26 protein-coding genes are annotated in these 24341 nt (G+C 54.6%); 8 read left to right on the top strand and 18 right to left on the bottom strand.

From position 1 onward, the window contains the following. Nucleotides 1–21: 21 nt before the first annotated feature. The 3 genes from MKY58_RS01685 (at nt 22) to MKY58_RS01675 (ending at nt 2920) form a co-directional block, all read left to right on the top strand. Nucleotides 22–1200: an NAD(P)/FAD-dependent oxidoreductase gene (locus MKY58_RS01685; RefSeq protein ID WP_339323193.1), complete on the top strand. Its 1179-nt coding sequence runs from the start codon at nt 22–24 to the stop codon at nt 1198–1200. Between the two features lie 339 nt (nt 1201–1539). Next, entirely contained in the window at nt 1540–1806 is a 267-nt protein-coding gene (locus MKY58_RS01680; protein ID WP_339323192.1) for a hypothetical protein, read from the top strand. 151 nt (nt 1807–1957) lie between these two features. Next, the gene (locus tag MKY58_RS01675) at nt 1958–2920 is read left to right on the top strand and encodes an L-lactate dehydrogenase (RefSeq protein WP_339323191.1); all 963 of its coding nucleotides are present in this window, start codon (nt 1958–1960) and stop codon (nt 2918–2920) included. A gap of 173 nt (nt 2921–3093) precedes the next feature. Here the strand turns inward: MKY58_RS01675 and MKY58_RS01670 are convergent, their stop codons facing one another. The 3 genes from MKY58_RS01670 to MKY58_RS01660 all read right to left on the bottom strand — a co-directional run bounded on the left by MKY58_RS01670 (nt 3094) and on the right by MKY58_RS01660 (nt 5806). Further along, nucleotides 3094–4596, bottom strand: a complete 1503-nt coding sequence (locus tag MKY58_RS01670) for an amidase family protein (RefSeq protein WP_339323190.1) — start codon at nt 4594–4596, stop codon at nt 3094–3096. Nucleotides 4597–4640: 44 nt separating this feature from the next. Then, the gene (locus tag MKY58_RS01665; protein WP_339323189.1) at nt 4641–5030 is read right to left on the bottom strand and encodes a DUF4440 domain-containing protein; all 390 of its coding nucleotides are present in this window, start codon (nt 5028–5030) and stop codon (nt 4641–4643) included. Nucleotides 5031–5104: 74 nt separating this feature from the next. Further along, nucleotides 5105–5806, bottom strand: a complete 702-nt coding sequence (locus MKY58_RS01660) for a peptidase E (RefSeq protein ID WP_339323188.1) — start codon at nt 5804–5806, stop codon at nt 5105–5107. A 176-nt stretch (nt 5807–5982) separates the two neighbouring features. Here MKY58_RS01660 and MKY58_RS01655 point away from each other — a divergent pair, with 176 nt between their 5' ends. Continuing rightward, on the top strand, nt 5983–6405 hold the full coding sequence (locus tag MKY58_RS01655) for a GNAT family N-acetyltransferase (protein ID WP_339323187.1): 423 nt from the start codon (nt 5983–5985) through the stop codon (nt 6403–6405). Nucleotides 6406–6467: 62 nt separating this feature from the next. Here MKY58_RS01655 and MKY58_RS01650 read toward each other — a convergent pair whose 3' ends face one another. The 9 genes from MKY58_RS01650 to MKY58_RS01610 all read right to left on the bottom strand — a co-directional run bounded on the left by MKY58_RS01650 (nt 6468) and on the right by MKY58_RS01610 (nt 12321). Next, a complete protein-coding gene (locus tag MKY58_RS01650) occupies nt 6468–6839 on the bottom strand; it encodes a hypothetical protein (RefSeq protein ID WP_339323186.1) in 372 nt (123 codons plus the stop codon). A gap of 48 nt (nt 6840–6887) precedes the next feature. Further along, nucleotides 6888–7391, bottom strand: coding sequence for an NUDIX domain-containing protein (locus MKY58_RS01645; RefSeq protein ID WP_339323185.1), 504 nt, complete (start codon nt 7389–7391; stop codon nt 6888–6890). Nucleotides 7392–7441: 50 nt separating this feature from the next. Next, nucleotides 7442–7852 (bottom strand): hypothetical protein, encoded by a 411-nt coding sequence (locus MKY58_RS01640; RefSeq protein ID WP_339323184.1) that lies wholly within the window; start codon nt 7850–7852, stop codon nt 7442–7444. Between the two features lie 195 nt (nt 7853–8047). Beyond that, nucleotides 8048–9067, bottom strand: a complete 1020-nt coding sequence (locus MKY58_RS01635; RefSeq protein WP_339323183.1) for an ion channel — start codon at nt 9065–9067, stop codon at nt 8048–8050. Nucleotides 9068–9121: 54 nt separating this feature from the next. After that, nucleotides 9122–9514, bottom strand: coding sequence for a DUF350 domain-containing protein (locus MKY58_RS01630; RefSeq protein WP_036714242.1), 393 nt, complete (start codon nt 9512–9514; stop codon nt 9122–9124). Continuing rightward, nucleotides 9511–10173, bottom strand: a complete 663-nt coding sequence (locus tag MKY58_RS01625; protein ID WP_339323182.1) for a signal peptide protein — start codon at nt 10171–10173, stop codon at nt 9511–9513. The genes MKY58_RS01630 and MKY58_RS01625 overlap by 4 nt, the downstream gene beginning before the upstream one ends. Then, the gene (locus MKY58_RS01620) at nt 10174–11370 is read right to left on the bottom strand and encodes a glutathionylspermidine synthase family protein (RefSeq protein WP_339323181.1); all 1197 of its coding nucleotides are present in this window, start codon (nt 11368–11370) and stop codon (nt 10174–10176) included. Next, on the bottom strand, nt 11367–12074 hold the full coding sequence (locus MKY58_RS01615; RefSeq protein ID WP_339323180.1) for a hypothetical protein: 708 nt from the start codon (nt 12072–12074) through the stop codon (nt 11367–11369). Before MKY58_RS01615 ends, MKY58_RS01620 begins: the two co-directional genes overlap by 4 nt. A 31-nt stretch (nt 12075–12105) precedes the next feature. Further along, nucleotides 12106–12321 (bottom strand): hypothetical protein, encoded by a 216-nt coding sequence (locus MKY58_RS01610; protein WP_339323179.1) that lies wholly within the window; start codon nt 12319–12321, stop codon nt 12106–12108. A 386-nt stretch (nt 12322–12707) separates the two neighbouring features. Here MKY58_RS01610 and MKY58_RS01605 point away from each other — a divergent pair, with 386 nt between their 5' ends. The 4 genes from MKY58_RS01605 to MKY58_RS01590 all read left to right on the top strand — a co-directional run bounded on the left by MKY58_RS01605 (nt 12708) and on the right by MKY58_RS01590 (nt 15260). Next, nucleotides 12708–14024 (top strand): PQQ-binding-like beta-propeller repeat protein, encoded by a 1317-nt coding sequence (locus tag MKY58_RS01605; RefSeq protein ID WP_339323178.1) that lies wholly within the window; start codon nt 12708–12710, stop codon nt 14022–14024. A gap of 60 nt (nt 14025–14084) precedes the next feature. Then, nucleotides 14085–14378, top strand: a complete 294-nt coding sequence (locus MKY58_RS01600) for a MazG-like family protein (RefSeq protein ID WP_339323177.1) — start codon at nt 14085–14087, stop codon at nt 14376–14378. 75 nt (nt 14379–14453) lie between these two features. Further along, entirely contained in the window at nt 14454–14999 is a 546-nt protein-coding gene (locus tag MKY58_RS01595; protein ID WP_339323176.1) for a dihydrofolate reductase family protein, read from the top strand. Nucleotides 15000–15005: 6 nt separating this feature from the next. Next, nucleotides 15006–15260, top strand: a complete 255-nt coding sequence (locus tag MKY58_RS01590; RefSeq protein ID WP_339323175.1) for a hypothetical protein — start codon at nt 15006–15008, stop codon at nt 15258–15260. Nucleotides 15261–15422: 162 nt separating this feature from the next. Here the strand turns inward: MKY58_RS01590 and MKY58_RS01585 are convergent, their stop codons facing one another. The 6 genes from MKY58_RS01585 to MKY58_RS01560 all read right to left on the bottom strand — a co-directional run bounded on the left by MKY58_RS01585 (nt 15423) and on the right by MKY58_RS01560 (nt 24307). Beyond that, entirely contained in the window at nt 15423–16178 is a 756-nt protein-coding gene (locus tag MKY58_RS01585; RefSeq protein ID WP_339323174.1) for a MerR family transcriptional regulator, read from the bottom strand. 181 nt (nt 16179–16359) lie between these two features. Further along, nucleotides 16360–19620, bottom strand: coding sequence for a carbohydrate-binding protein (locus MKY58_RS01580; RefSeq protein WP_339323173.1), 3261 nt, complete (start codon nt 19618–19620; stop codon nt 16360–16362). A 103-nt stretch (nt 19621–19723) separates the two neighbouring features. Then, entirely contained in the window at nt 19724–21055 is a 1332-nt protein-coding gene (locus MKY58_RS01575) for a sugar ABC transporter substrate-binding protein (protein WP_339323172.1), read from the bottom strand. Between the two features lie 105 nt (nt 21056–21160). Next, nucleotides 21161–22027 (bottom strand): carbohydrate ABC transporter permease, encoded by an 867-nt coding sequence (locus tag MKY58_RS01570; RefSeq protein WP_212948735.1) that lies wholly within the window; start codon nt 22025–22027, stop codon nt 21161–21163. Between the two features lie 15 nt (nt 22028–22042). Next, nucleotides 22043–22942: a sugar ABC transporter permease gene (locus MKY58_RS01565; protein ID WP_212948733.1), complete on the bottom strand. Its 900-nt coding sequence runs from the start codon at nt 22940–22942 to the stop codon at nt 22043–22045. A gap of 123 nt (nt 22943–23065) precedes the next feature. After that, nucleotides 23066–24307 carry a glycoside hydrolase family 125 protein gene (locus MKY58_RS01560; protein ID WP_339325014.1) on the bottom strand — a complete coding sequence of 414 codons (1242 nt, stop codon included), beginning with the start codon at nt 24305–24307 and terminating at the stop codon, nt 23066–23068. Between the last annotated feature and the right edge of the window lie 34 nt (nt 24308–24341).

Genomic DNA, 24341 nt, shown 5'->3' with positions numbered 1-24341 from the left:
GGTAAGGACGGAGGAAAAACTATGTCAAAACATATTGTCATTTTGGGTGCAGGATATGGCGGACTCCTCTCCGCGCTGACCGTTCGCAAATACATGAACAAAGACCAAGCGCGCGTGACCGTGGTGAACCAATATCCGACTCACCAAATCATTACCGAGCTTCACCGCCTGGCTGCGGGCAGCATCGAAGAAAAAGCGATCGCCATGCCGCTTGAAAAACTGTTCAAAGGCAAAGACATCGATCTGAAAATCGCCAAGGTCGAGTCTTTCTCCGTGGACAACAAAGAAGTGAAGCTTTCGGACGGTTCCAAGCTGACTTACGACGCGCTTGTCGTCGGCCTCGGCAGCATCACCGCTTACTTCGGCATTCCCGGCCTCGACAAATACAGCATGGTGCTCAAATCCGCTGACGATGCCAACCGCATCCACCGCCATATCGAAGAACGCATCCAAGCTTACTCCCAATCCAAAGATCCGGCTGACGCAACGATCCTCATCGGCGGCGGCGGCTTGACCGGCGTCGAACTCGTGGGCGAAATCGCCGACATCTTGCCAAGCCTGACCAAAAAATACGGCATTGACCGCAGCGAAATCAAATTGATGCTCGTTGAAGCCGGCCCTAAAATTTTGCCTGTGCTTCCTGACCATCTGATCGAGCGCGCGACCAAAAGCCTTGAAAACCGCGGCGTAACGTTCTTGACCGGACTGCCTGTAACGAACGTGGAAGGTAACGTTGTTGACCTGAAAGACGGCCAAAAAATCGTCACCAACACCTTCGTATGGACCGGCGGCGTGCAAGGCAATCCGCTTGTCGGCGAATCCGGCCTGGAAGTCAACCGCGGACGCGCAACCGTCAACGAATTCCTGCAATCCACGTCCCATAAAGACGTATTCGTTGCCGGCGACAGCGCCGTATACTTCGACGAAACCGGACGTCCTTACCCTCCAACCGCGCAAATTGCATGGCAAATGGGCGAGCTGATCGGCTACAACCTGTACGCGTTCCTGAACGATAAAGCGTTCGAAACGTTTGCTCCGGTAAACTCCGGTACGCTGGCTAGCCTTGGCCGCAAAGACGCTGTAGCAACCATCGGCGAAAACAACATTTCGCTGAAAGGTCTGCCTGCGACGCTGATGAAGGAAGCAAGTAACATCCGTTACCTCTCCCACATCAAAGCATTGTATACGCTGGCTTACTAATCTTCATAACAACAACCGCTTGAAGCGGCAAACAGGGTATCCTCACGGTCTTGGCGACCGGGGATACCCTGTTTTTTACGATGCCAGGCTTTGTGCAAGCGCGGTCTGCATCCATAACAGGTCGTGACGGGACTTTCGGGATGCCCTCAAGCCCGGGCAGCTCCGGAATCGGCAGGAGACGCTGCCGATCGGCGTTTTGGGCTATATTCAATATGGCCATGGGACGAAGAAAGTATGACCGCCGAACAAAATTCGATCTTGTCCGCGTGTTCTCAAACGTTTTGCTTTGATATATCCTAAAAAAGCGAGGGATTTATGGCGAAAGGGAAGGAGGGCGGCATGCGAAAGCTTGCGGGGATTCACCAAAAGGAGTTTCAGGTCTGGGTATTTACGCGCGCGGATCTGGCAAAGTTCGTCATCGTCGACGTGATGTTCAGCACCGCCCTGTATGCCGGGCTCAGACGGATCAACGGACATGAAACGATCGCGATTTTGGGGAGCTCCATCGGGACGCATTTATGCAGATATTTGCGCTGTCGGGGTCTTTTTTTAAGGCTGCGGCCAGGCACATGGATCCGGCGGCCCTGGAGTCCTTCAGCCCCCTGAACGAAGCTCCAAAAGGACTCTCACCGGAAGCCGCCGCGCTGCCGGTTTTTATCGTTTTAGGGCCGTAATGGACCGAATTTCGCCGAAGCGGCCGATTATGGGATTTTTATCACAATCTCGTGTACAATAGGATTGAAGGAGCGAATGAAACATGAAACGCAAAAGAAGAAGAGTTGCCGTCGTAGGCTCCGGCATGGTCGGATCCAGCTGCGCTTACGCGATGATCAACCAATCCATCTGCGACGAGATCATGATGATCGACCGCACATACGACCGGGCGCTTGCCCAGGCGCTGGACTTGTCGCATTGCATCGATTTTACGCATACGCGGACGACCGTGTACGCAGGAACCTATGCGGACTGCGCCGACGTCGACGTCGTCATCCTGACGGCCGGCGCCAATCCGAAGCCGGGGCAAAACCGGATGGACGTCCTGGCCGAAGCCGCCGAAATTACGCGTCAAATCGTGACGCCGATCGTGGAGAGCGGTTTTCAGGGGATCTTCATCACGGCCGCCAATCCGGTGGATCTCGTTACGTACATGATTTGGAAGCTTACCGGTTTTCCGCGCCATCGCGTCATCGGTACGGGCACTTCCATCGATACTTCGCGGCTCAAAACGCTGCTCTCGGACGTGTTTTCCATCGATCCGCGCAGCGTCAGCGGGTATGCGTTGGGCGAACACGGCGAATCGCAATTCGTCGCATGGTCGCACGTCACGATCGGCGGCAAGCCGATCCTCGATATTTTGGAGCAGCACCCGGAACGTTTTAAGCATGTCGATTTGAACGATATCGCGCGCAAAACGAAGGATGCCGGATGGGAAATTTTCACGCGGAAGGGATCGACCCATTTCGGGATCGGCAGCGCCATCGCCCATATTACCCGTGCCGTCCTGAACGACGAACATAAAATTATCGCCGTATCCGCCATACTCGACGGGGAGTACGGCGAACACGGCGTGTGCGCCGGGGTTCCGGCCATCATTAGCAGCGACGGCATTCAGGAACTGCTGGAGCTTAAGTTAAGCGAAGACGAACGGAAACGGTTCGAGGATTCCTGCGCCCTGATCCGCCGCAATTTGGAGGGTCTCCAGCTCGAGCCGATACGTTAAGTTAACCTTCCGTTGCCGTCACGGCCATCATCCTCGTTCGCAGCTTGCGTGAGCACAAATAATAAAAGGAGCCTCCCCCGCTTTCCGGCATCCGGATTGGCGGGGGAACGGCTCCTTTTTTCATCGGCCGGAAGATCAAGCGATTGCCGGCGATGATCCGAACGATGAGGCTGTTACTGCTCCTCCAGCCTGCTCATATCCGGCGGTACGCGGTGTCGGGTCGCCTGCTCGTATCCATAGGCAATCTTGATCAGCGTCGGTTCGCTGAACGCGGTTCCGATAAACGTTATTCCGACAGGGCCTTTGGTGATGTAGCCTCCCGGAGCGATGACGCCGTCCTCCGCGTAACCTCCCGGCACCGTAATCGCCGGATAGCCAGCTCTGGCCGCGATATCGTCCCCTTCGTCGCAGCCGAGGAACAGCAACGCGTCAAGACGGTAGGTTTCAATCGCGTAATCGATCCCCTTAGCCCGCGACATCTCCTGATTGTAACGGAGCGTCTCCAAATATTCCGGTTCGGTTAGGGTCCCGCTGGTCGCTTCGCATTTCTCCAGCAGGTCCTGCCCGTATTTCAGGCACCGGTCGGCGTGCCCGTTGTTGAACGCGATCACTTCGGCCAGCGTATGAACGGGAATGCTTTCAGGAAGCTGCGCGAGATAATCGTTGACGCCCTTTTTGAATTCGTAGACCAGCACGTTTCCGTTCCAGGACGCATCCTGACAAGGGAGCTCTACCGGATCGACGATCGTTGCCCCTTCCCTGCGGAGCGCTTCGATCGCCGCTTCGAGAACGGCCTTTCGGGCCGGATCCAGGTCGCGGAAATAATGCCTCGGAATGCCGATGCGCACTTGCTTTAAGCAGGAAGCGTCAAGAAATGGCGTATAATCCTGCAAAAACCGCCCTGCGCTTGCCTCCGTGGCCGGGTCCCGCTCATCTATTCCGGTCATGGCCCCCAGCAGGATCGCGGCATCGGCGACGGTTCGGGCCATCGGTCCGGCCGTATCCTGCGTGTGCGTGATCGGAATGATGCCCGAACGGCTGACCAGCCCGACCGTCGGCTTAATGCCGACCAGCATCTGCTGGCTGGCCGGGCTGATGATCGACCCGGACGTTTCCGTGCCGATCGCCGCGGCGGCCAGGTTTGCCGCCACGGCTGCGGCCGAGCCGGAGCTGGACCCGCCGACGAACAATTCCCCCGGTCCGTACGGATTAAGGCATAATCCCCGGCGGCTGCTGTAACCGGCCCACATGCCGCTCGCCATAAAATTCGCCCACTCGGTCATGTTCGCCTTCCCGAGGAATACCGCCCCGGCCTTTCTTAGCTGAGCCGCTACGAACGAGTCCTCCGCCGCGACGTGCTCCGCCAAAGCCAGCGTGCCGGCGCTGGTATGCATCGCGTCGCGGGTATCGATGTTATCCTTTAAGAGCAGGGGGATGCCATGGAGCGGCCCCCGGGTTCCTTTTTCGTAACGTTCGTCATCGAGCTCCCTTGCGATCCTCAGGGCAGCCGGATTCACTTCTATGATGGATTTCAGCTTGCCGTCGTAGCGCTCAATCCGTTTCAGATAGGCTTTGACGATTTCTTCAGAGGTGGTTTCGCCCGATTCCATGGCAGCCTGCATGCTGCGGATATCCAGCTCCACGATCCATTCCTCGATATTCAGTGGATTTTCCATTTGTCCTCACCCCCGGGTTTTAAGTAGGGCATGGCTGCATCATTTCAGACAGAGGCATATTTCTCCATATGCTGCCTGTACAGCTTCCATGCTCCTTGTTCCTTGCGAAATACTTCCATGGCCAACACGCTCGCGACTTGTTTGCCGTGCAGGCTGAAGTTCACGATGGACGATAGGACCAATTCATTTTCCGTACGCATGTTCCTTGCGAGGTCGCTATACTCCCAATGAGGTTCCTTACCCTCATACATGGCCAGCGTTTCAAGGTTGTCCGTTTTATAATGCCCGGACCGGTAAACCTCGTAATCCCGATCCGGGTAATAACCAAAATAACCGATAAAGTCATCCGATATCCATGCGTTCACCTCTTCCGCGGTCCCTTCATGGATAACTCTGCGGTACGCTTCGACCGCCGCCATGGCTTCATCAAACATGAGAAACCACTCCCTATGTATATTGGCGCTGCCCTTTCAGATTGGCCTGTATTATTTTGCATTAACTCCCAGTCTTAAAGCGTTCCCAAATATTCGGGAATCATCTCCGTTTCCGCGACTTTGCCGTCAAAGGCTTCGACCCCGTAGATCCGGGCATCCCGCCGCGAACTGACGACCCGATGAATTCTGCAGCCGATATAATGAATGCCCGCTCCATCGCTTACGCCGACGCCCGCGCGGATTCGGCCGCTGCGCAGCAGCTCATGATACCCCCGCCTGTACTCCGGCTCCGAGTCGTAATGCGGACTGTGGCTCCCGGGGATGAGACCCAATCCTTGGACCACTTTCGCCTGCCCGTCATCATCGCAGTTGACTCCCTCTTCATACCAGCACATGGAACCTGCGCTGAGGCCCGCCAGCACGACGCCCTGCTCCCACGCCTGCCGAAGGATGCGGTCCAAACCGTGTTCCCGCCAGGTCTCCAGCATCTGCACGGTATCGCCTCCGCCCACGTAAAGGATATCCTTTTCCAGGACGTAATCCTCCAAGTCGGCTGCAGGCGGCCTGGACAGCGCCAGATGGGAAGGAATGCAGTCGAACGCCGAAAAAGCTTTGCGAAATCCCTCAATGTAACCTTCCGCGTCCCCGCTGGCCGTCGGGATAAAACATACCTTGGGCTTACGGGCCGCGGACTGGCTCAAAATATATCGGTCCAGCAGCAGATTGTCCGGCTCCATGGAAAAACCGCCTCCGCCAAGCGCGATCACCTGTCTCATGGAATCTCCTTCTTTCAGCCCGCATCGAACGCGAAGCGAGCAATATTCCAAATTTCTCCTCCCCATCATAACAGCCCCAAGATTCGCGGCGCTACCTAAAAAATCGTTAAAACGGTTGTTTACTGCGCGAAATCAAGGTAAGGTGTAGAGAACCGATTCAGGAGGAGGAACATGACATGATTCAATATCAGGATCATTTACGCGATATTACCGAAGCTTCGCTGGCGGAGGGATTTTTCGACGGGTGGCCGAACCCGCCTTCTTATGCCGTTTTTATGCAGATTCTCCGCAATGCGTCCTCTTGCATATTGGCCAAGGATGAGCAAACGGGGAAAGTCGTCGGATTTATTACCGCGTTGTCGGATGGCGTGCTGACGGCCTATATCCCGCTGCTGGAGGTCGTTCCCGCCTATCAGAAACAGGGAATCGGACAAGAGCTGGCCCGGCGGATGATCGAGAAGCTGAGAGGAATTTACATGGTGGATCTGCTCTGCGATCCCGATCTCCAGCCATTCTACGAAAAACTCGGCATGCGGAAAGCCCAGGGGATGCTGATTCGCAACTACGAGCATCAATCCGGGCGAACCCATCCGCAATAAAACGCGGGAAAAGAACCCGCCGGCCGCCATGCCGGCAAGTTCTTTTCCCGTTTTTTAGAAACTTATCCCGCAAGATCGACGAGATTCTTTTCAACCGATAGTATAAAATAGCTGTGGTTCCACTGCCTGACGGTCACAATGCAGCGCTGCCGGTCTTTTTCGAAAAAATAGCCCGCCCCCTCCTGTTCAGCATAACTCCAGCCTTCCTTGTTCATCTTTTGTTTTACTAATTCGGCCGGATTCTTAGCTTTCGTCAGATAATTAACGGTTCCGTTCAAACCTTGATCCATCAAAACGATCGTCTTGTCGGTCGCATGCAGCGCATACATAAGCTTGATGTTTTGGACTCCGATATTTTGGACGTAGGAACCCGCCGTGATCGCCGCAAGAAAGACGATGCCGATGCCGCTCCATAATACGATCCGTTTTTTCACGCTTTCGCCCCCCAGCCCTGCGTTTTCTATAGGTATGTCCGCAAAAATCTATTTTTGTTCCCCATTCTTATGCAGCGCCTCATACAGAACCTGTCCGACCAGTTCATGATCATTTACGACATAACGAAACTCCTCAGGCTCGACCCAAATCCGCGTTAAACATTCATGCTCCCGGTTAAACGGCAGCCGCTCGGTCACGTCCATCCGGTAAAACAGCTGATACCCGACCATCGGATATTTCCCGTTCGGATCAAACCGTTCGTTTTCTTCGTGGCTGACCTCCATTTTTCCAAGGTAAGCGATCGTCCCCTTGACGCTGCCTTCCTCCAATGCTTCCCGGTGAAAAGCTTCCTCCGGCGTTTCTCCCGGCTCCACATGCCCTCCCGGCACGTTGTAACCCCGGCCCTGCACATGCACGGCAAGAACAAGCCCCTGATGCAGGCAAATGCCGTGCACGCTCGTCACCAGCGCGGGATCGGGAGGCTCGTCTCCGGGCAACCAGGTCAACTTGATTTTGTGGCCGTTCCAATCTTCATATATGGTTTGGTTCATGCTGCATGCATCCTTTCAAAAAAATAACGAATCTCTGCCCTTTCCACGGCCTACTCCGTTTCCGTCCGCGCAGAATCCTTCAAAACCGTTATGCTTACCGGCATTTTGGTATAATGAGTCAGCCTGATTTCCACTTCCTGATCGGCCTTCAGCCTTTCGCGCGCCCAGGCAGCGTTGATTCGAAGCCGTTTCAGCCGGTTTTCCGTCGTTAAGACATGGATGATCCGGCCTTCTATATTGATGACTTTCCCTTGAAAACGCTCCTGCTTTTTTGTCGCCAGGTCCGCTCCCGTGAACAGAATCCCCGTCAAACTGCCCAGACAGACGAGAAAAGAGAGCCATGCAAATGCAGGCATAACCTGGAGCTGGATATCCAGAACAAGCCGGAAACAAAACAATCCGAACATCAATAGATTGGACGCCATGAAGATCCACAAATTTGGATAAGGACGTAAATCCACCAAACTCCCCCTCGCTTATAGGTGTTCATTTCCCGGCATCTGTCTCATATGTATGCGTCTTGCTTCGGCTCTACCTATAGGATGTTCGACGAATGACGCCAAGGCCCGATATAAAAAACGCCCGCCAAACTTGCTTCCACAAGCTGCCGGGCGAATCCTGCCTATGTTGGTAATGTATCGATGCCATTTCTTCCATCATGATTTGCCCGCAATGCGCCGGTACGTCGCTTCATCCGATACCACATACAGCCGGGCCTCGGAAGGAATCGGGTCGTTCAGCCTGCGGTTGATGGACAGATCGCTGCGGTCGGCGAGCAAGGTTGCCCCCTGCCGGAGCAAATCCTGAAAAGCGTCTCCGTAAGTCCGCCACTCCGATTTCCGCGGAACCTCGTAGATGTCGTCCCCCTGTTCGCGGCTGATCAGCTGGTTGATCACCGCCGAATTCCCTTCCTGAAGGGCGGCGCGCACCGCCAGGCTGGAGATGGCGTCATGGGAGAGCACAAATTCGTTCACCTGGACGAACCGAAAATTTTGGATGTGCTTTTCATGCATGATCTCGACCGTCGTATGCACCTGCGGAGCGATCCGTTCGATGCTGGAGGCGATCATCAGCGATTTGCCGTCGATCAAGGAAGTATCTTCGATCCGGGTATCCGCGAAAACAATAGCGGCCTTCGCCGTTTCCAACCCCGCTTTCCGCAACACATCCTCCGCCGATGGATCGCCGCTGATAAAATGCACCTGGTGCACATCCTTGATCGGATGCCGCTCCAGCTCGTCGATAATGACGATTTGGGCTTTTTCGTCGTACGTCAAAATTTCTTGGACGGCGGATTTCGCCTTTTTGCTCCAGTTCATAATGATGACGTGATCCCGTCCGTGGTAACTCAAGGTTCCTGCCTCCCTCTGCCGCTGAATGCTTCCGATGGAATCGATCACTTTGCCGATGACCAAGCTGAGAAGACCGATGCCGAAAATGTACAAAAACAGCGTAAACAGCTTGCCCCCAACCGTCGTGGCGAAAAAGTCGCCGTACCCGACGGTGGCCATGGTCGTCATCACCCAATACAGGGCGTTAAACCAGGTGCCAAACGTGGATTGCTCCAGGAGATAAGCGATGGTTGCGCTGCCCGTCACGAAAAAAAATACGATCAGGGCCAGGGTCGTTTTGCGCATACGCATCATGCGTGCGGATAATTGGAGAAAAAAATGCACTTGCCTCTTCCCTTCTGAAGACGAGCTTTTGATATCGGGATGATTGCAACACCGTTAGACGATCAAACTGCTGATGGCAAAGGCCGTTCCGATGAACACCATGCACAGCAGCGTCGCCACGGCCACGTTTCCTTGCTTCAGGGACTCCGAGATTTTGAAGCTCGGGGTGACCAGTTCGAATATCCAATACGCCGCGATCAAACATACGTAACCGACGGCAAACCACATCGCCAAAAACCAGATCGACGTGTTGGTATAAGCCGCAACGCCCAAGATGATGGCCGTGGCCATGAATTTGCCGCCAAGCGCGAGCCCTACGGCCACGTTTCCCTTTTTCAGTTCCTCCATATCCTTAAACGGCGTCATCCAGCTGAAAATCAGCATGCCCAGCAGCTGCAGCACAATGATGACAAGTACACTTACGACCAGATTAACGACGACGGTCAACTCGCCCACCCCCTGAATTTTGCGTATGCCGAATCGTAGTCGGCAAAATCATGAATCTCTTCAAGCTTGACGGATACCTTCTTTTTCTTCTCCAATGCTTTGTAGCGAGCGTCGTCGATCGGCTGCTTGATCCGGTTGCCGGAAGGCAGCTCCAGCACGGCGAAGTTCCGCGTTTTGTCCTTGTACTGCGTTTTGTACACGCCAACCAGATCGATTTCCGTCGTGACGGGAACTTTCAGATTAGCCATGTCTTTTTTGGCTTCCGCCTGGGATTTGAAGGTTTTGATCGTGCTCCAGGAGGACAAATGGACGCTGCTGCGCTGGCTGGAATCCGTCGTCATTTCCGCATCCATGTATTGCAGGACCCAGATTTTGTCCCCCGTCGCATAGTTCCCGTCGTTGGGCATCAGCTCGTTGTCCGGCAATACGGTCATGTCGCTGCCGATCAAATCGCCGACGCTGCCTTCAATGATCCGGTAATCCCACGGCACGCGGGACACCATGTCCTGCCCGTCCGCCGAGGAACCCGAGTAGAACACGGATTGCTCGTTGTCCGAACAGGCGCTCAGCAGCAGCATGGCCAGCATGGAAAGCGCCAAAACGGCCGCAAGCCTGAAGGTATGCCCGGAACGCGGGTGTTTCTTTCCGTTTCTTGTCATCTATCTCACTCCGATCGCTATAAAATGGCTCGTATTTCCCGTAATCAGCCCTCCGGCTCTGCCCAGCAGGCCGCATGGCTGCCCGTTGATCATGAACATCCCCGTCAGCAGGCGCCGCGTTCCGGCCACCGTCTCGATTTCCGGAAGATTGGCCCTCATCTGATAGACGGAAGGGAACAGCTCGCTGGTGTCAAAGCCGTCCTCATCCTTGATTTCCAGCTCTCCGCTGCCGTCGAACATCTGCACGGAGCCGCCTTCGCGCCCGAACATCGATTTGGAGACGTAATTCCCCGAAAATACGGGCTTGTTGTACGTCGGCAAAAGATATTTTTCGATCGTCTCCCGCTCTTCGGCGGTATACAATAACCCCAGCTCAAACAGCCCCCAAGCCGCGGCAATCAGCCCTTTGGACTGCAGCAGGATGCTGTGGGGCGGGTTGAACAGCGTCAGCTTGCCCGTCTCGATCGCATAAGCAAGCGCGTCGCCTCCGTCGTCAACGGCCATCCATTCCTTCGGATACAAGGCGAACATCCGCTTGATTTCCCGTCCGCTGCCGTCCTTGACGATGCCATGATCAATGGTAAGCTCCAGGCAATCGACGCACCGAATGTCCAGCCCGCTGTGGCGCACCAGCGCTTCGATGGTACCGGAGTCCTCCAGATGCTCCCCGTAAGCGACGCATGCGGCAGTATCCGGACGCTCCGCGCCCCAAGCCGCGGCTACAAGGTCCTTCATGCGGACATTGGGCGAATCGATGCCGGCTTCCCGGCACATCCACGGCGTTGCGATCGATGCTTCCACATAACCGGTAGGCGTATCGGCATTGAGTTCGTACAGCTTGATGCTCCCGTCATGCGAGACGGCGTAATCAAAACGCGCATACCGGCTGATCAGGTTCTCCTCGGGCAGCGGGCAAATGTCGAGCATATCCCACAAAATCGGCGGGATGCCGATGAGTTCGTACAACGCCCTGTTCCCGTGGACATAACGCACCGTCCGGTCCAAGATCCGCCATAAACGGGCCGACGCTTGTTCAAGCTCTGCGTACGTATCCCGGTTCATCACGACGAGCTGATCGAGCCAATACTCCTCATCCTCCAGGTTGGCCCAGGTGAAGCCCAGCTTCGCGAGCTCTTCGACCCGTTCCTGGCGGGGGGACCCGCCCGGCTTAAGCACTTCGAATACGCTGCCCGTCATCCGCCGAATCCGCTCCTCGAGCTGGATCTTGATCCCGAAAAGATGCTGGATTTCGAGCTGGAGCCGGACGAGCTGTAGCCGCTCGATTTGCCGCCGATGCCGCCGGAGCTTGAAGAGGTGCCGCGCCGGGTGATCGAACCCGTCGAACGGGAGGTTTTTGGCGTAACCGTCGACCCGACGACCTGCTTGTTTTGGAACGTGCCGCTGGAATAGGAGCGCGGCTTATAGCTTTGCGACGTGCCGGTATAATACGTTTTGCGGTTATCGTAATACGTGCTGGGCTGGTAGCTGGATCCGCTGTTGAACAAAAAATGGTACAGCAGCAAGTCGTCCCAGCCGAACCCCGAATGGCTTGCGCCGTAATTGTTGATGACCGTCGTTCCTCCGCTTCCGCTGCCGCCCGAGCTTCCGGCCTGCGGTTCCCCTTCTTTTTCGATTTCTTCGGGAAGCGGGATGTTCCAGTCGACGTTTTTGTCGAAATAGGCTTTGACTTCCTCGGTCGACCATGCGACGAGCTTCGGCTCATCCGCCGATTCCCCGGCCGCGCTTGCAGAGTCCGCTGTTACTCCGCCCGCCAGCAAAAAAGCGTTTGCCAAAAGCGCCACGCCCAGCGACGTGGATAACACCCGAACCGGCTTGCCGTCCGGCGTAAACAGCTTGGCCGGGTATTTGTCCTTGTTCTGCGGCTGTTGTTCGTTCGTCATGTCTGTTCCTCCTTTCTGCCCGCTTGGATGGCTATTCATTACGAATCCGGACGAGAAGCAGCTCCAGCTTGCCTTCGTCCACGTTTAATCTGCCCTCGATCGTTTCGTACTCCTGGCCTTTGACGACGAGATAATTCACATGCTCCAGCGCCGCCACCATATTCATGCTCCAACTGCGCTCTTCGATGTGACGCAGTTCGCCGTTTGGCGTTTTTTCGATTAAAATGACGCTCATGTCGTTGCCCATTGTGCCTCCACCCCTTGTTCTGAATTGATCGATATGTCTTTTGATACGTAAGGAAACCGTGGTCCGTTCCATCTCCCGTTTCCATTTTTTCGAGAAAATTGTCGTTTTGCTATCTCATCTCTGAAAAGCAAGACCTCTCATAATATGGAAACATGCATTTATCAGCATAAAACCTCTTTATTCGAAACGCAACAAAAAAATGGATCGTCCCGTCCGCCGCTTTCAGGAATGAAAAGAAAACCTTTCGTCCATATTAACCTTTTTTTGCCTGGTCGATCAGCAACCTTATATTGGAAATTGCGTTTAATTTAAGGATCGGTTAAATTTTGGCATCCATGACCCTATCAAAATTCGAAAAATAATGGCGGAAACGAGGCGCAATGATCATGAAGAAACAAACCAAGCTTATCCATGTAACTGCCCTAACGGCAACTTTGCTTTGCGGCACGGTCTCCCTGCCGGCGGCAATCCATGCCGATGCTCCGGCCGTCTCGATCGGTTTTTCGGGCGGTCAGAAGATTAAGGCTCCCGTGCAAAAGCCGCTGTGGACCGCAGCGGTCGATCCCGGCTCCAAGGCCGCCGTCACCGATGACGGAACGGTGCTTGCTTTTTCCTGGAAAAAGCTGATCGCGCTGAATCTGTCCACGGGCAAAAAGGCCTTTACCTACGGCAGCAACCTGAAGCCGTCGGTGCAATACTTAAAAGGAGCGGCCTACGGCGTCGGGGAAGACGGACATGTATATGCTCTCCATGTCAAAACGGGCAAAGAGTTGTGGAAAACGGCTGCAGGTTTATCGGATGCGGACGAGCCGGTGGTAATCGGCGATACCGTGTACGTCACGAAAAAGCAAACCCTCATCGCTTTGGATGCGGCGACAGGCAAACCGCGCTGGAAGGCGGTCGAGGATCAGGCAGACACCGCAGGCAAGCTGTCCCTGGAAGCGGAAGGCATCATTTTTATGTCCAATAGCATTTCCGGAGCGTATTCCTATTCGCAGCTTAAAGCCATCGATAAAAAAACGGGCAAAACCTTATGGAAGGAAGCGTTCCAGGCAGAGCCACTGGCTGTCCGGGACGGGCTGGTATATTCCCAAAGGGAACCTTCTTTGTTTGATGAAGCGGATGCGAACGAATCTCCTCATGTCACCCTATCCGTACTGAATGCCAAAACCGGCGAAAAGGTCGGCGAACGGGTCTACTCATGGAACCGTACGAACAGCTCCCGTTCTGCGGGAGTCGCAGGCAGCATGCTGCTCAGCGGCAATGACCTGTATCTTGTGACGGAAGATGCCATCCATCGATACGATTTTGCGCACTACGAGAAAAACGGCAAACCGGTGAAAAAGTGGAATAAACCATCCTACCCCATCGATTTAACCGGATCGGTGCATGCCGGCAGGATTTATTTCTGGACCTACAATGGGTATTCCATTGGAGGCATGAAGCTCGTAGACGGCCAGGAAGTCCGATGGGGGGCCGACAACCCGGTCGTACGGACCGAAATCTACGGCAACGGCGTGTATATCGGGCAAAGCGACGGCGTGTTTTATGGATACAACCTGCAGACAACCGCCCCCGCCTTTACCGTGAACACCGGATCACGCAATTACGGGCCGACCCTGCGCAGCGGCAGCACATTGATCATTCAGGCCCAAGATAACGGGAGGCTGATTGCGGTTCCGGTGCCGAATGCATTGCGTTAACGATTCGATGAAACATGGTACAATCTTAGATGTAACGATACGTTCAAGAGGAGACGAACCGTGGAACAATTACTGCAAAAAATCAAGAAGTTAAGCGAAAAGGAAAAGAAAACGCTGGAGCAGATGGTTTTAAAACTGACCGAAGAGGTCGGGGAAACTTCGCAAGCGATGCTTTCTTACAGGCAGGCAAGCGGCAGCGAGTATAAAAAGCTGGATCTCTCTGACGTGAAGGAAGAATGCGTGGACGTGATCTTGGTCGCCTTGGCGTTATTTTACAAGCTGAGCGAGGATGAAAATGAGCTTCAAGACGTTCTCAGCAAAAAAGTCGATAAATGGAGTTCGGTGATGACTTAAGAACAGTCATGAAAGGAAATTCGAACAACTAATTTGAATGAATGAGTAGTCTGTATTTTATGGAGGGATCTCGGTATGGCAAAGTTAGTCTACCATATTGCAACTACACTTGATAATTTCATCGCCGATTTAGATGGAAATGCTGACAGCTCAATCTTTTTGTATGAAGGGGAGCACGTTACTGACTTTATTACCGATGTCCAGCAATACAATGCAGTATTAATGGGGGGGAAAACATACGAGTACGGATTTCAATTCGGTGCTAAACCCGGTGAACCTGGTTATTTTAAGGAGCTAAAACATTACGTTTTCTCGAACACTTTGCAGTTTGAATCCAACGATAAAGTCGAACTTGTCAAAGGTAACGCAGTAGACTTTATCAAGGACCTCAAAATGAATGAGACAGGTAAGTTGTGGCTCTCTGGGGGTGGAGAGTTGGCAGGTTCATTTATTGAGCAAAAACTCATTGACCAATTAGTATTAAAAGTAAATCCAGTCATAATCGGAGCGGGCATCCCCTTGTTTGGTAGTGCTAAGCCACGTTTGAACTTGGAATTAGTTGACATGAAACAATATTCAAACGGAGTCCATAAACTTACGTATAATATGATTTATTCTTAGAAAATCATGGCCAGTTCGGACGTATATCCGGAATACCGTACCAACGCCACCTATTTTCAGGTCGCCTGCGGTATTTATGGAGCCCTTGGCACGCTGCTGTTGGACAAGATTCCGGAGGGCGTCTATTTCATCGACGAGCTGCTACTGCAGACGGACAGCCGTTACGGCAAATATCTCTGCTATTACATGCGCGACTGGGTCGAAGGCGAAAACCCGGATTCCGACGGGTTGCTACTGGACCGGATGCGGTTACGGCCGTAACCGGGATTTCGGCGCCAGGCCAAAATCCGTAAAACCATTATAAAAAAGCACCCTTGGTCGGGTGCTTTGATTTTGGTATCTGCAAATGGAATCCAGGATGATCCTCGCGCCTCACGGAATGTTTCATCTCATGAAAATTTAACGGGATGAATCGGAATAGCGTTACGCATCGGGTTCAGCTTCGGCGTACGCCGCCGCAGCCGCGTTCAGATAATAAGCCAGCCCGGTCTGCTGGTCCTCCAGCATCCGGAGGTGAAACTCATCCTGCAGGAAAAACGCCGTTTGTGCCGCAAAATTTTTGGCTGCAACCCGATGTCCGTGACTGTTCAGGAACGCCAAATGTTCCCGGATCGATTGATGAACCCTTGGGTCGTTATGTTTGACCCCTCCGGCCAGAAAAGCGGACATACTTTTCATAAAAGCCGCCGCCTCCGCAGCCTGCTCGTTCATCTCCGGCACATCGATCCGCTCCGCTTCAAGCTCTACGCCGTATTGCTCCTTGAGGTATTCACTTTGTTCCCGCAACGCTTCCCGCCACTCATCCTCGCTTTCGAAGCCGATAAACAATTCCTCCTGCGGCAGCGGTTTTCCGCGCTCCAGGCCCGCTTTTGTTTTCCGCAGCGTGTCCATGATCCTCTCCAGCCTGAGCCTGCGCTGTTCCAAAAGCTCTTCCTGCTCCGCCAGCATCGCCGCTCGATTCGGTTCCCGGTCCAGCAGCTGCCCGATTTGCTCCAGCGAAAAATCAAGCTCGCGGTAAAACAGAATGGCCTGCAGCCGTTCCAGCTCTTTTGCGCCATATAACCGATATCCCGCTTCCGTGATTTCAGCCGGCTCAAGCAGGCCGATTTTATGGTAATGGTGCAGCGTCTTGACCGTCACCTTGGACAGCTCCGACACTTCTTTGACTGTAAGAAGCATAATGCTTCACTCCCTTCTGCAGTGAAGTCTAAGGTCTGACCTTAGAGGAGGGTCAAGGGGGAACTTTTATTACCCATCGTAACACAAAAACACCCCGCTCAAACGAGCGGAGTGCATAAACCAAACCGGCTATAAATGGCAGCGGTTGGTTTGGGGCTGGATGTTCTTTGAACGATGGCGGCTATTCCGCCCCTGCCCGCCAAGCGCGAATCAGAAACTCCGCATCCGCGTTGAGCGCTGCTTTGACGCTGTCTTTGACATGGCCTCCCAGCGCATCGTTGTTTAGATGCTTGACGAAATCCTGCAGATGTTTGATCGCCTGATCTGCTTTGCCGTTATCTCGTTGATGCTGCGCCTGCTTGAGGGCGTTGGTCAATTGAGGAACAAGGGGGCCGTCGAGGTCGCCTGCCGCCGCGAAGCGGCTGATCAGATTTTGGACAGAACCCGGATCGGTCGTCACTTGGAACCGGAACGTTTTCGAAACGGGATTCGCGGAGCCATCATTCACCGTTACCTTCGCCGTCCGATCGCCCAGTTTACCGGCCAATCCGATGGAGATGTTTTGGGTATGGTAATCGACCGTATACGTTTTGCCGTCAAAGCCAAGCGTAACGGAACCGCCTGCCGGCAGACCGTCTCCCGCCTGAAGGGTCAGGACCGCATCATCGGTAAAGGAGTCGCCGTCCATCAGCGCATGGCTGCCCACGGTGAGCGAATAGACGGGCTGCTCTTTGCTTTCCACCGTAATCCCCTTGGACACGTTGCCTGACAGGTCTACGGATTGAAACTGAATGCTGTATTCCTTCCCCGGTTCGATCCCCGGAATCGCCGCCGTTTGTACGCCCCGTTTAACTTCAATCCGATCGCCGATCTGCCGCCCGTCCGAAAACAAGGTGATTCGCACCTTTTGGCCGTCAATATCGTAAGGACCGTCCCACGTCAAAGTAAGCTGGCCGTTTGCCCGCGTCATCCGGACATTCTCCACGTCTCCGGGAGGAACATTGTCTTTGGGAGGTTCGACCGGCGGCGTCGGCGCCGTGAATACGGCCGGATCTCCGAACGTGAACTTATCCACGTTGAACAAATAGTCGGTTCCTTTAAATAACAGGAACACGATATGTTTTCCGGTGACAGGAGTTGTGACGTCGGTCGAAAACACCTTGAAGTTTTGCCAGCCGCCGGTTCCCGCAATCTTGTTTTCGGCGATGACCGGGCCGTTCATGCTGTCCAATCGGACCTCGATCGTACCGCCGCCGGTCGCGCTGGCCGCTTGGACATGGAATTTGGAAGGACTTATACTTCCGAAATCCACAAAGTTGTACATGACATACGGGTTGTTGGCGGCGTTAATGCCCGCCAAATACGTTTGCCCGGCGCCCGATTCGGTGCCAAAGCCAACACCGCCGTTGTTGTCCTCGGCCTCGAGCTTAGCGTAAGCATCCCTTGCTTTGCCTTTCATGGTCGTAAACGTGAACCAGTCCAGATTGCAAGGATAGTCGCCGCCGCCCGCCCCATGGAAAACGAGATAGACGTCATGCACGCCTGCGGCCGCTTTGTCATCGATGTTGGCCATGATGTCGACCCACTTGTCCCAGCCTCCAAGCGCCGGAATGTCCACCGTGCCTACCGTCGGTCCGTTCAGCGAATCCAGCTTGACTTCGATCGTGCCGCCCTGGCTGCCGCTGGATACATGCACGCTGATGCCGGACGCGCCAGATCCGAAATCGATGCCCTTATAGGAGGCAAAGGCGTTATTGCGGATGCCGTCGAGATAACCGCCCTCCGCATTTTTGCCCAGCCCCTCGCTGCTTTCGAAATCTCCTGCCTTCAGCTTCGCATAGGCGTCGGTTTTGGTCGGATCGCCCGCGGTGAACTTAAACCAGTTCAGGTTAAACAGATACGGATCGTTTGTCTTGGCAAAGACGAGATAGACGTCATGTTTTCCCGTAATCGTGCTTGGATTTCCTTGATCGTCCTTCAGCAGTGTGACGGCATCGATGTAGTTGTTCCATCCGCCGGTTCCTTCGACGTGCAGCGTCCCGACTTTCGGGCCGTCCAACGCGTCGAGCCGAATTTCGATGTTGCCCCCGCCCGTGGCGCTGGCCGCTCTCGCAATAAAACCTTTGGCGCCGGCCGATCCGAAATCGACGTTTTTGTAGGCCGCGTAGTGTCCAGGCTGGATGCCTCCAAGCTGCAGGCCGCCTTCGAGCGCCCCTTCCAAAACGAATCCTTTGCCGATGTTATAGCGCTCGGCTTCGATTTTATTGTAAGGATCCTTAACGGCGTAGCGGAGCTCTGCATCCATCGGTTTGATCACGTTCAGCGCTTCGACGGCCGCGGCCGACGACCAGGATTCGTACGTACCGGACAACAGCTGGCCGGCCCAGTTGCCGTCGACGATATTGTCCGGATTCCGGTGGCTCCATGCCATTTCCGTGTTGAAAGCCGCCCAGGCGTCAAACCCGGCGCTGAATTCCTTGTATTTGCTTTCGCTTCTTTCGTCCAGCGCCTTTTGGAGATGAGCCAAATTCCGCATCAAAATTGTTTTGCCGCCCTTCAAATCGCCGTTCGGGCCTTCGTAGTTCAGCAAACCATTTGCATCCACCAGATGGTTTTGGGTAAAACCGCCCGCTTTGACCGCATCGTCGAGGTATGTCGTATCCCCCGTTATCCGGTACAGGCCGACGGCAGCCCCGATGTAAGTGCCCTGATTGTAATGCGTGGCGTCCGGGATCGCGCCTTTTTCCGTTTCGATCCGGTCGAACACTTTGCCGCTCCCGTCCGTCAACATCGTTTTGCCCCAGCGGAAGATGCGGGTCGCCGCATCCAGGTAATACCGGTCTTTCGTAATGTCGTACAAATATTCCGCCGCCTCGGCGGCCGGGAAGTTGATGCAGGCGTTTTTGGTATTATGCTCGCTGTTCAGCCACCAGATGCCGCCGCCGGCAAAATCGTCGTCCCACTGCGTGTCGTAGACAAAAGCGAAATGGCGTTTTGCGGCCTCCAAATATCGGACTTCTCCGGTAATTTGATACGCGCGGGCGCTTCCCATGACCCACCACATGATATCGTCGTTAAACGGATTGTTCGTCCAATCCGAGCCGTATTTGGCCACGGTTCCGTCGAAGATATCGTCGATCTGGGCCCGGAGCTGGGCTTTCAGGCCGGGGTCGGAGGTATGCTGGTACGCGTCCATCACCATTTCCCACAGCTCGGCTTCGACCCAAAAGCCTTGATGGTCTTTGCGATTCGTGTTACCCCAAAACATGTTGGCGGACGGATCCCAGAACGCGGCGTTAAACGCCTTGATGGCCGCGTCGCCGTCGATTGCCTGAAAGGCGTAGGCCGCCGACCCTCCTGTTTCGGACAACGCCCCGAACGCGAGCACCGCCGCGAGCGGAGCGGCAAAAAGCTTGCATGCGCGGTATTTGTTCCATGACATCCCAATTCCCTCCCTGGTTATGTTGCGGATATTTGCGAAAGCTTGAAGCCGACCTCCGCCCAGGGTTGGAACCGGATCGGCTTCATGCTTTAACGCCAGGCGCTTACTTTGCTTCGGAAATCACTTTGTTGATTTTGTCCGCCATCGTGTTCAGCTCGGTGGTCGGCGCTTTGCCCATCAGGACGTTTTTCCAGGAGGCTTCGATAAAAGGATTCGCTTTCCCCGTCCAGGTCGCCAGGAAACGGACCGGCTGCGTGCTCGGGGATTTCAAAATATGGTCGATGCCTTCCCCGACTTCCGGATGCCCTGCCGTTTTCAAAGCGTCAAAGTAAGCGGAAGAGGATGCCTGGTAAGCAGCCGGCGCGACCGGCGTTTTCGGCAGCACTTTCTCGTACATTTTGGAATCCAGATATTTAAGCACTTTCCAGACGGCCTCGGGATGTTCGATCGTTGTCGGGCTGCACCAGCCTACGGCATCGTAAATTTCGGTCTGGCTGTTCACGACGGGCATCGGCACGAAGCCCCATTCCAAATCTTTCGGCGCGGTCCGGATCAGGTCGTCGGCCACCCATTGCCCCTGCAGCGTCATCGGCACTTTCCCCTGTTTGAAGGAGCTCATGACGTTCGTCAGATCAAAAGTCGGCGGGTTCATATGTCCGCTTGCGATCGCGTTTTTGTATTTTTCGACGCCTTCGACGAATTTGTCGCTGATTCCCACCTTCGACGGGCTGATGATGGCATCGGCAAACGGTGCCCCGCCTGCGGATACCGAATACAAAGAGACGTAAAACGGATCGAGTGGAGCGTAATAGCCGAACTGATCCACGCCGCCTTCCTTGCTCGAGAGCTTCTCCATATCCGCGAAAAATTCGTCGTACGTCCAGCCGATTTTCGGTTCCGTCAGGCCCGCATCCTTGAACGCTTTTTTGTTGTAAAAAATGCCGTACGTATTCAAGAGGCCCGGAAGACCGACCAACTTGCCGTCAAAGTGCCAGCTGTCGACCACGCCTTTATAAAACCCGTTCATAAACTCTTTGTCCTGCTCCGCCATCGGCGTCCAGTCGTACAGAAGTCCCTTCGAGGCATTGTCCAGCAGCATGTCGTTGCCCGTCATAAAAATGTCGGGTGCTTTTTTCGCGGTCAGCATGCCGTTGATTTTGACGCCGTAGTTATCGAGCGGGGTAGGGATCAGCTTGACTTTGATGTCGGGATTTTCCTGTTCGAAGCTTTTCATGGCGGCCATGATTTTATCGTTCATCTCGGCCGATTCCCAGGTGATCATCGTGACTTCGACCTGTTTTCCCTTGCTGTCCGTCCCGTCCCCCGTTCCCGGCGAATCGGCCGTGTCCGACTTGCCCCCGCAAGCGGCGAGCAGGCTCGAACACAGCATAAGCGCGATCATTCCAGCGGTCCATTTTCTGGCACCCTTTTTCATAAAAAGACCTCCCTAAACGAATTGGATAAAATGACGCCTAAAGTCCGATATGTCTTGAGCATCGCATCAAGCCGGCACGCACCACCTCCGATCCGGTCCACCCGGTTATTTCAGCGATGCGGAATTAAGGGAGCCGAGCCCCTGCATGAAATATTTCTGCCCGAAGAAGAAAATGAGCAGCATCGGAAGGATGTAAATCAGGTCCGCGGCCATGAACAGGTTCCAGGCGGTCGCATAGGTGCCTTTATAGGAAGCCATCGCCAGAGCCAACGTCCATTTGCTCGGATCGATGATGTAAATCAGAGGCTCAAGGTATTGGTTCCAGGCCCCCTGGAAGGAGAAAATCACCATCGTCATGATGACCGGCATCGTCATCGGCACCAGCACCTTGGTCAAAATGTACAGGTCGGAGGCGCCGTCGATTTTGGCCGCTTCGTCAAACGATACGGAAATCGTCCGCAAATACTGGACGTACAGAAAGGAAAACGTGGCATTGCCGAAAAAGGCGGGCACGATGATCGGGAGCCAGGTGTCGTACCATCCCAGCTCGGTATACAGGTTGAAAAGAGGGATCATGCCGACGAATCCGGGAAGCATCAGGCTGCCGACAAACAGCGAAAACCACAGCTTGCGGCCCGGAAAATTCAGCCTGGCAAGCCCGTAACCGACCAGCACCGAGCTGACGATCTGCCCGATCGTGCACATCACCGCGATAAACATCGAGTTGCCGAAGGTTTGCCAAAAGTTGATTTCTTTCGTTCCGGTCACGAAGTTGGACCAGTGAAGCTCCCGCGGAAACCATTCCGGAGGGATTTTGAACACGTCATTGTTGCCTTTGAGCGCAATGGTCACCATCCACAGCAGGGGAAACAGCATTGCGACGGCGCCGACCGCCAGGATGATAAACCGCAGCGTATCCAGCAAGCTGAACTTCCGTCTTCGCCGGAACCGCGCTTCCGTATGCATCGCCATGGCGAACTTACCTCCTTATCTCGCGTTGTCGCTTTCGTAATAAACGAACCGGTTGGAATACCGGTAGGTCAAAGCCGTAAAAATCATAATGATCACGAAGAGGACCCATACCTCCGCGATCGCATAACCGAACATTCGGCCGCCGAAGGCGTCATTGTAAATTTTGAAATTGAGGAGCGAGGTCGAAAAATTCGGTCCGCCGCCCGTCAGCACTTGGACCTGATTAAAGGCCTGAAACGCGCCGATGATGCCGAGGATCAGCTGCAGGAACAAAATCGGGGTGATCATAGGGACGGTAATATGCAGCGCCGTGCGCCACCGGACGGCACCATCGACCTCCGCCGCCTCGTACAGCTCCTGCGGAACCGACTGCAGGCCGCTCAGAAAGATGATGACGCCTGATCCGACCTGCCATAACCCGATCAGCACAAGCGAGGGCAGCGCCGTTTTTTCGCTCGTGAGCCACGTCCCTTCGGGCAGCCCCAGCAGGCGCAGCAGGGAATTGGCCAAGCCGTATTGCGGCTGGTAGATGAACAACCACAACGTTAACGAAGCGATGGACGGCACCACCGTGGGCAAATAATAGATCGTGCGGAACCATTTGATCCCGGGCAGGCTTTTGTTGAGCAGCATCGCCAGCAGCAATCCCAAAATCAGCGACGAGGGCACGCTCAAAAGCACGAAATAAAGCGTCGCGCGGACCGAAGGCCAAAAAGCCGGATCCTCCGTGAACATGTACTTGAAGTTGTCGAAGCCGACAAATTGCGGCGTATCGTAACCGCTCCACTCCGTTAAGGCGTAATACATGGACGAGAGCAGCGGATAAGCGACAAACACGCTGAAGCCGATGATCGAAGGCAAAATAAACAGGTAGCCCTTGGTCCAGCCGCGAAGTTTCCTATTGTTGACCCTCATGTTTCACATACCTCCTTTATGCGATTGTTAAGACAAAATGGTTCTCGGCCCGGCCGTTCGGCAGCCCGATCTCCTGCCGGTCCGATGGTTCAACCCCGTGCGTTTTTGCATCGCCATCGCCCTTCACCGCCGTACCCGAATCCCGCAATAATCCATCAGCAGCTCGCAAAACATCATGTTCGCCCAGGAAAACCAAGGCCTGGTATACGCCTTTGGATCATCGGCATTAAAGCTTTCATGCATCAGTCCGGTTCCGGCATCCGTTTCGCTCATGAGCTGCAGCAGCCGCCCCTTTTCCTCCGGGTTTTCCTCGGTCAATCCCTGCATTGCCAAGGCGATATGCCAGACATATCCTTGCGGCGTATGCGGGCTGCCGATCCCCTCGGCCGCGCTCCCCCGGTAGTAGTAAGGGTTATGTTCGCTTAAAATGAACCGGCGCGTATTCCGGTAGATCTCGTCGTCCGCTCCCCGGTATCCGAGGTAAGGAATGGACAGCAGGCTTGGCACGTTGGCGTCGTCCATCAGGTTGTGGTTCCCGAGGCCGTCCGTCTCGTAAGCGTAGATGGGGCCGAATTCGGGATGCTGCACAATGCCGTATGTTTGAATCCCGCGGTCGATCTCCGCCGCGAGCTTGCCCGCCCGGCTGCACAACTTTTCATCATGAAGCACTTCGCGGGCAATGTCCTGCAGATAGCCGAGCACCACGACCGCAAACATGTTGGATGGAATCAGATACCCGTATTCGCAGGCATCGTCGCTCGGACGGAATCCGGACCAGGTCATGCCGGTATAAGCGGTCTCCGCCCCCTTCCCTTCCCGGACCAGCGTGTCGGTTGGAGGGCAGTCCTTCCTTTGGAACCGGTAGGCCGAATGCGTCTCATGCCGCTGCTCCGTGGTCCACAGATCCAAAATCGCGCCCGCGGCCATGACGAATTCCTTGCCGAAATGCGAAGTTCTTCCGGTATTTTTCCACAGCAGGTAACTCAGCTGCAGCGGATAACAAAGCGAGTCGATCTCGTATTTCCGTTCCCAAATCCAAGGCGTCATGTCCGTGTCGTCGTTTTGATGTCCATGCCCGTTCGCCTCCGCATTGAAAGCGTTTGCATATGGATCGTGCAAAATCCCCCTCAGCTGCCGAATCACCAATCCTTCGATCAGATCCGCCGTTTCTGCGTCCTCTTCCGCCAGCGCCAAGAACGGTCTGACCTGGGCCGCCGAATCGCGCAGCCACATCGCGGGAATATCCCCGGTGATGACAAACGTGGTCCCGTCCGCCATTTTCTTGAACGTCGTCCCCCACGTATTGCGGATGGCGTTCCGGAAAATATCCAAAAGCCGCGGTTTGCCGGCCAACCGGGCGGACATCCTTTCGGTAAGCGGCCCGAGCGAAACAGGTTCT

The sequence above is a fragment of the Paenibacillus sp. FSL W8-0194 genome, from assembly GCF_037969745.1.
GTDB classification, from domain to species: Bacteria; Bacillota; Bacilli; order Paenibacillales; family Paenibacillaceae; genus Paenibacillus_AQ; species Paenibacillus_AQ cookii.
The sequence above is the reverse complement of the archived record's forward strand: the minus strand, read 5'-3'. Positions and strand labels throughout refer to the sequence as shown.

Coding starts and splice junctions, on each gene's coding strand:
- MKY58_RS01605 (WP_339323178.1), top strand. CDS start 12,708: ATGAAGAAACAAACCAAGCTTATCCATGTAACTGCCCTAACGGCAACT.
- MKY58_RS01580 (WP_339323173.1), bottom strand. CDS start 19,620: ATGTCATGGAACAAATACCGCGCATGCAAGCTTTTTGCCGCTCCGCTC.
- MKY58_RS01560 (WP_339325014.1), bottom strand. CDS start 24,307: ATGTCCGCCCGGTTGGCCGGCAAACCGCGGCTTTTGGATATTTTCCGG.
- MKY58_RS01675 (WP_339323191.1), top strand. CDS start 1,958: ATGAAACGCAAAAGAAGAAGAGTTGCCGTCGTAGGCTCCGGCATGGTC.
- MKY58_RS01645 (WP_339323185.1), bottom strand. CDS start 7,391: ATGAACCAAACCATATATGAAGATTGGAACGGCCACAAAATCAAGTTG.
- MKY58_RS01670 (WP_339323190.1), bottom strand. CDS start 4,596: ATGGAAAATCCACTGAATATCGAGGAATGGATCGTGGAGCTGGATATC.
- MKY58_RS01590 (WP_339323175.1), top strand. CDS start 15,006: ATGGCCAGTTCGGACGTATATCCGGAATACCGTACCAACGCCACCTAT.
- MKY58_RS01585 (WP_339323174.1), bottom strand. CDS start 16,178: ATGCTTCTTACAGTCAAAGAAGTGTCGGAGCTGTCCAAGGTGACGGTC.
- MKY58_RS01575 (WP_339323172.1), bottom strand. CDS start 21,055: ATGAAAAAGGGTGCCAGAAAATGGACCGCTGGAATGATCGCGCTTATG.
- MKY58_RS01660 (WP_339323188.1), bottom strand. CDS start 5,806: ATGAGACAGGTGATCGCGCTTGGCGGAGGCGGTTTTTCCATGGAGCCG.
- MKY58_RS01665 (WP_339323189.1), bottom strand. CDS start 5,030: ATGTTTGATGAAGCCATGGCGGCGGTCGAAGCGTACCGCAGAGTTATC.
- MKY58_RS01655 (WP_339323187.1), top strand. CDS start 5,983: ATGATTCAATATCAGGATCATTTACGCGATATTACCGAAGCTTCGCTG.
- MKY58_RS01620 (WP_339323181.1), bottom strand. CDS start 11,370: ATGACGGGCAGCGTATTCGAAGTGCTTAAGCCGGGCGGGTCCCCCCGC.
- MKY58_RS01685 (WP_339323193.1), top strand. CDS start 22: ATGTCAAAACATATTGTCATTTTGGGTGCAGGATATGGCGGACTCCTC.
- MKY58_RS01570 (WP_212948735.1), bottom strand. CDS start 22,027: ATGGCGATGCATACGGAAGCGCGGTTCCGGCGAAGACGGAAGTTCAGC.
- MKY58_RS01680 (WP_339323192.1), top strand. CDS start 1,540: ATGCGAAAGCTTGCGGGGATTCACCAAAAGGAGTTTCAGGTCTGGGTA.
- MKY58_RS01595 (WP_339323176.1), top strand. CDS start 14,454: ATGGCAAAGTTAGTCTACCATATTGCAACTACACTTGATAATTTCATC.
- MKY58_RS01625 (WP_339323182.1), bottom strand. CDS start 10,173: ATGACAAGAAACGGAAAGAAACACCCGCGTTCCGGGCATACCTTCAGG.
- MKY58_RS01565 (WP_212948733.1), bottom strand. CDS start 22,942: ATGAGGGTCAACAATAGGAAACTTCGCGGCTGGACCAAGGGCTACCTG.
- MKY58_RS01615 (WP_339323180.1), bottom strand. CDS start 12,074: ATGACGAACGAACAACAGCCGCAGAACAAGGACAAATACCCGGCCAAG.
- MKY58_RS01610 (WP_339323179.1), bottom strand. CDS start 12,321: ATGGGCAACGACATGAGCGTCATTTTAATCGAAAAAACGCCAAACGGC.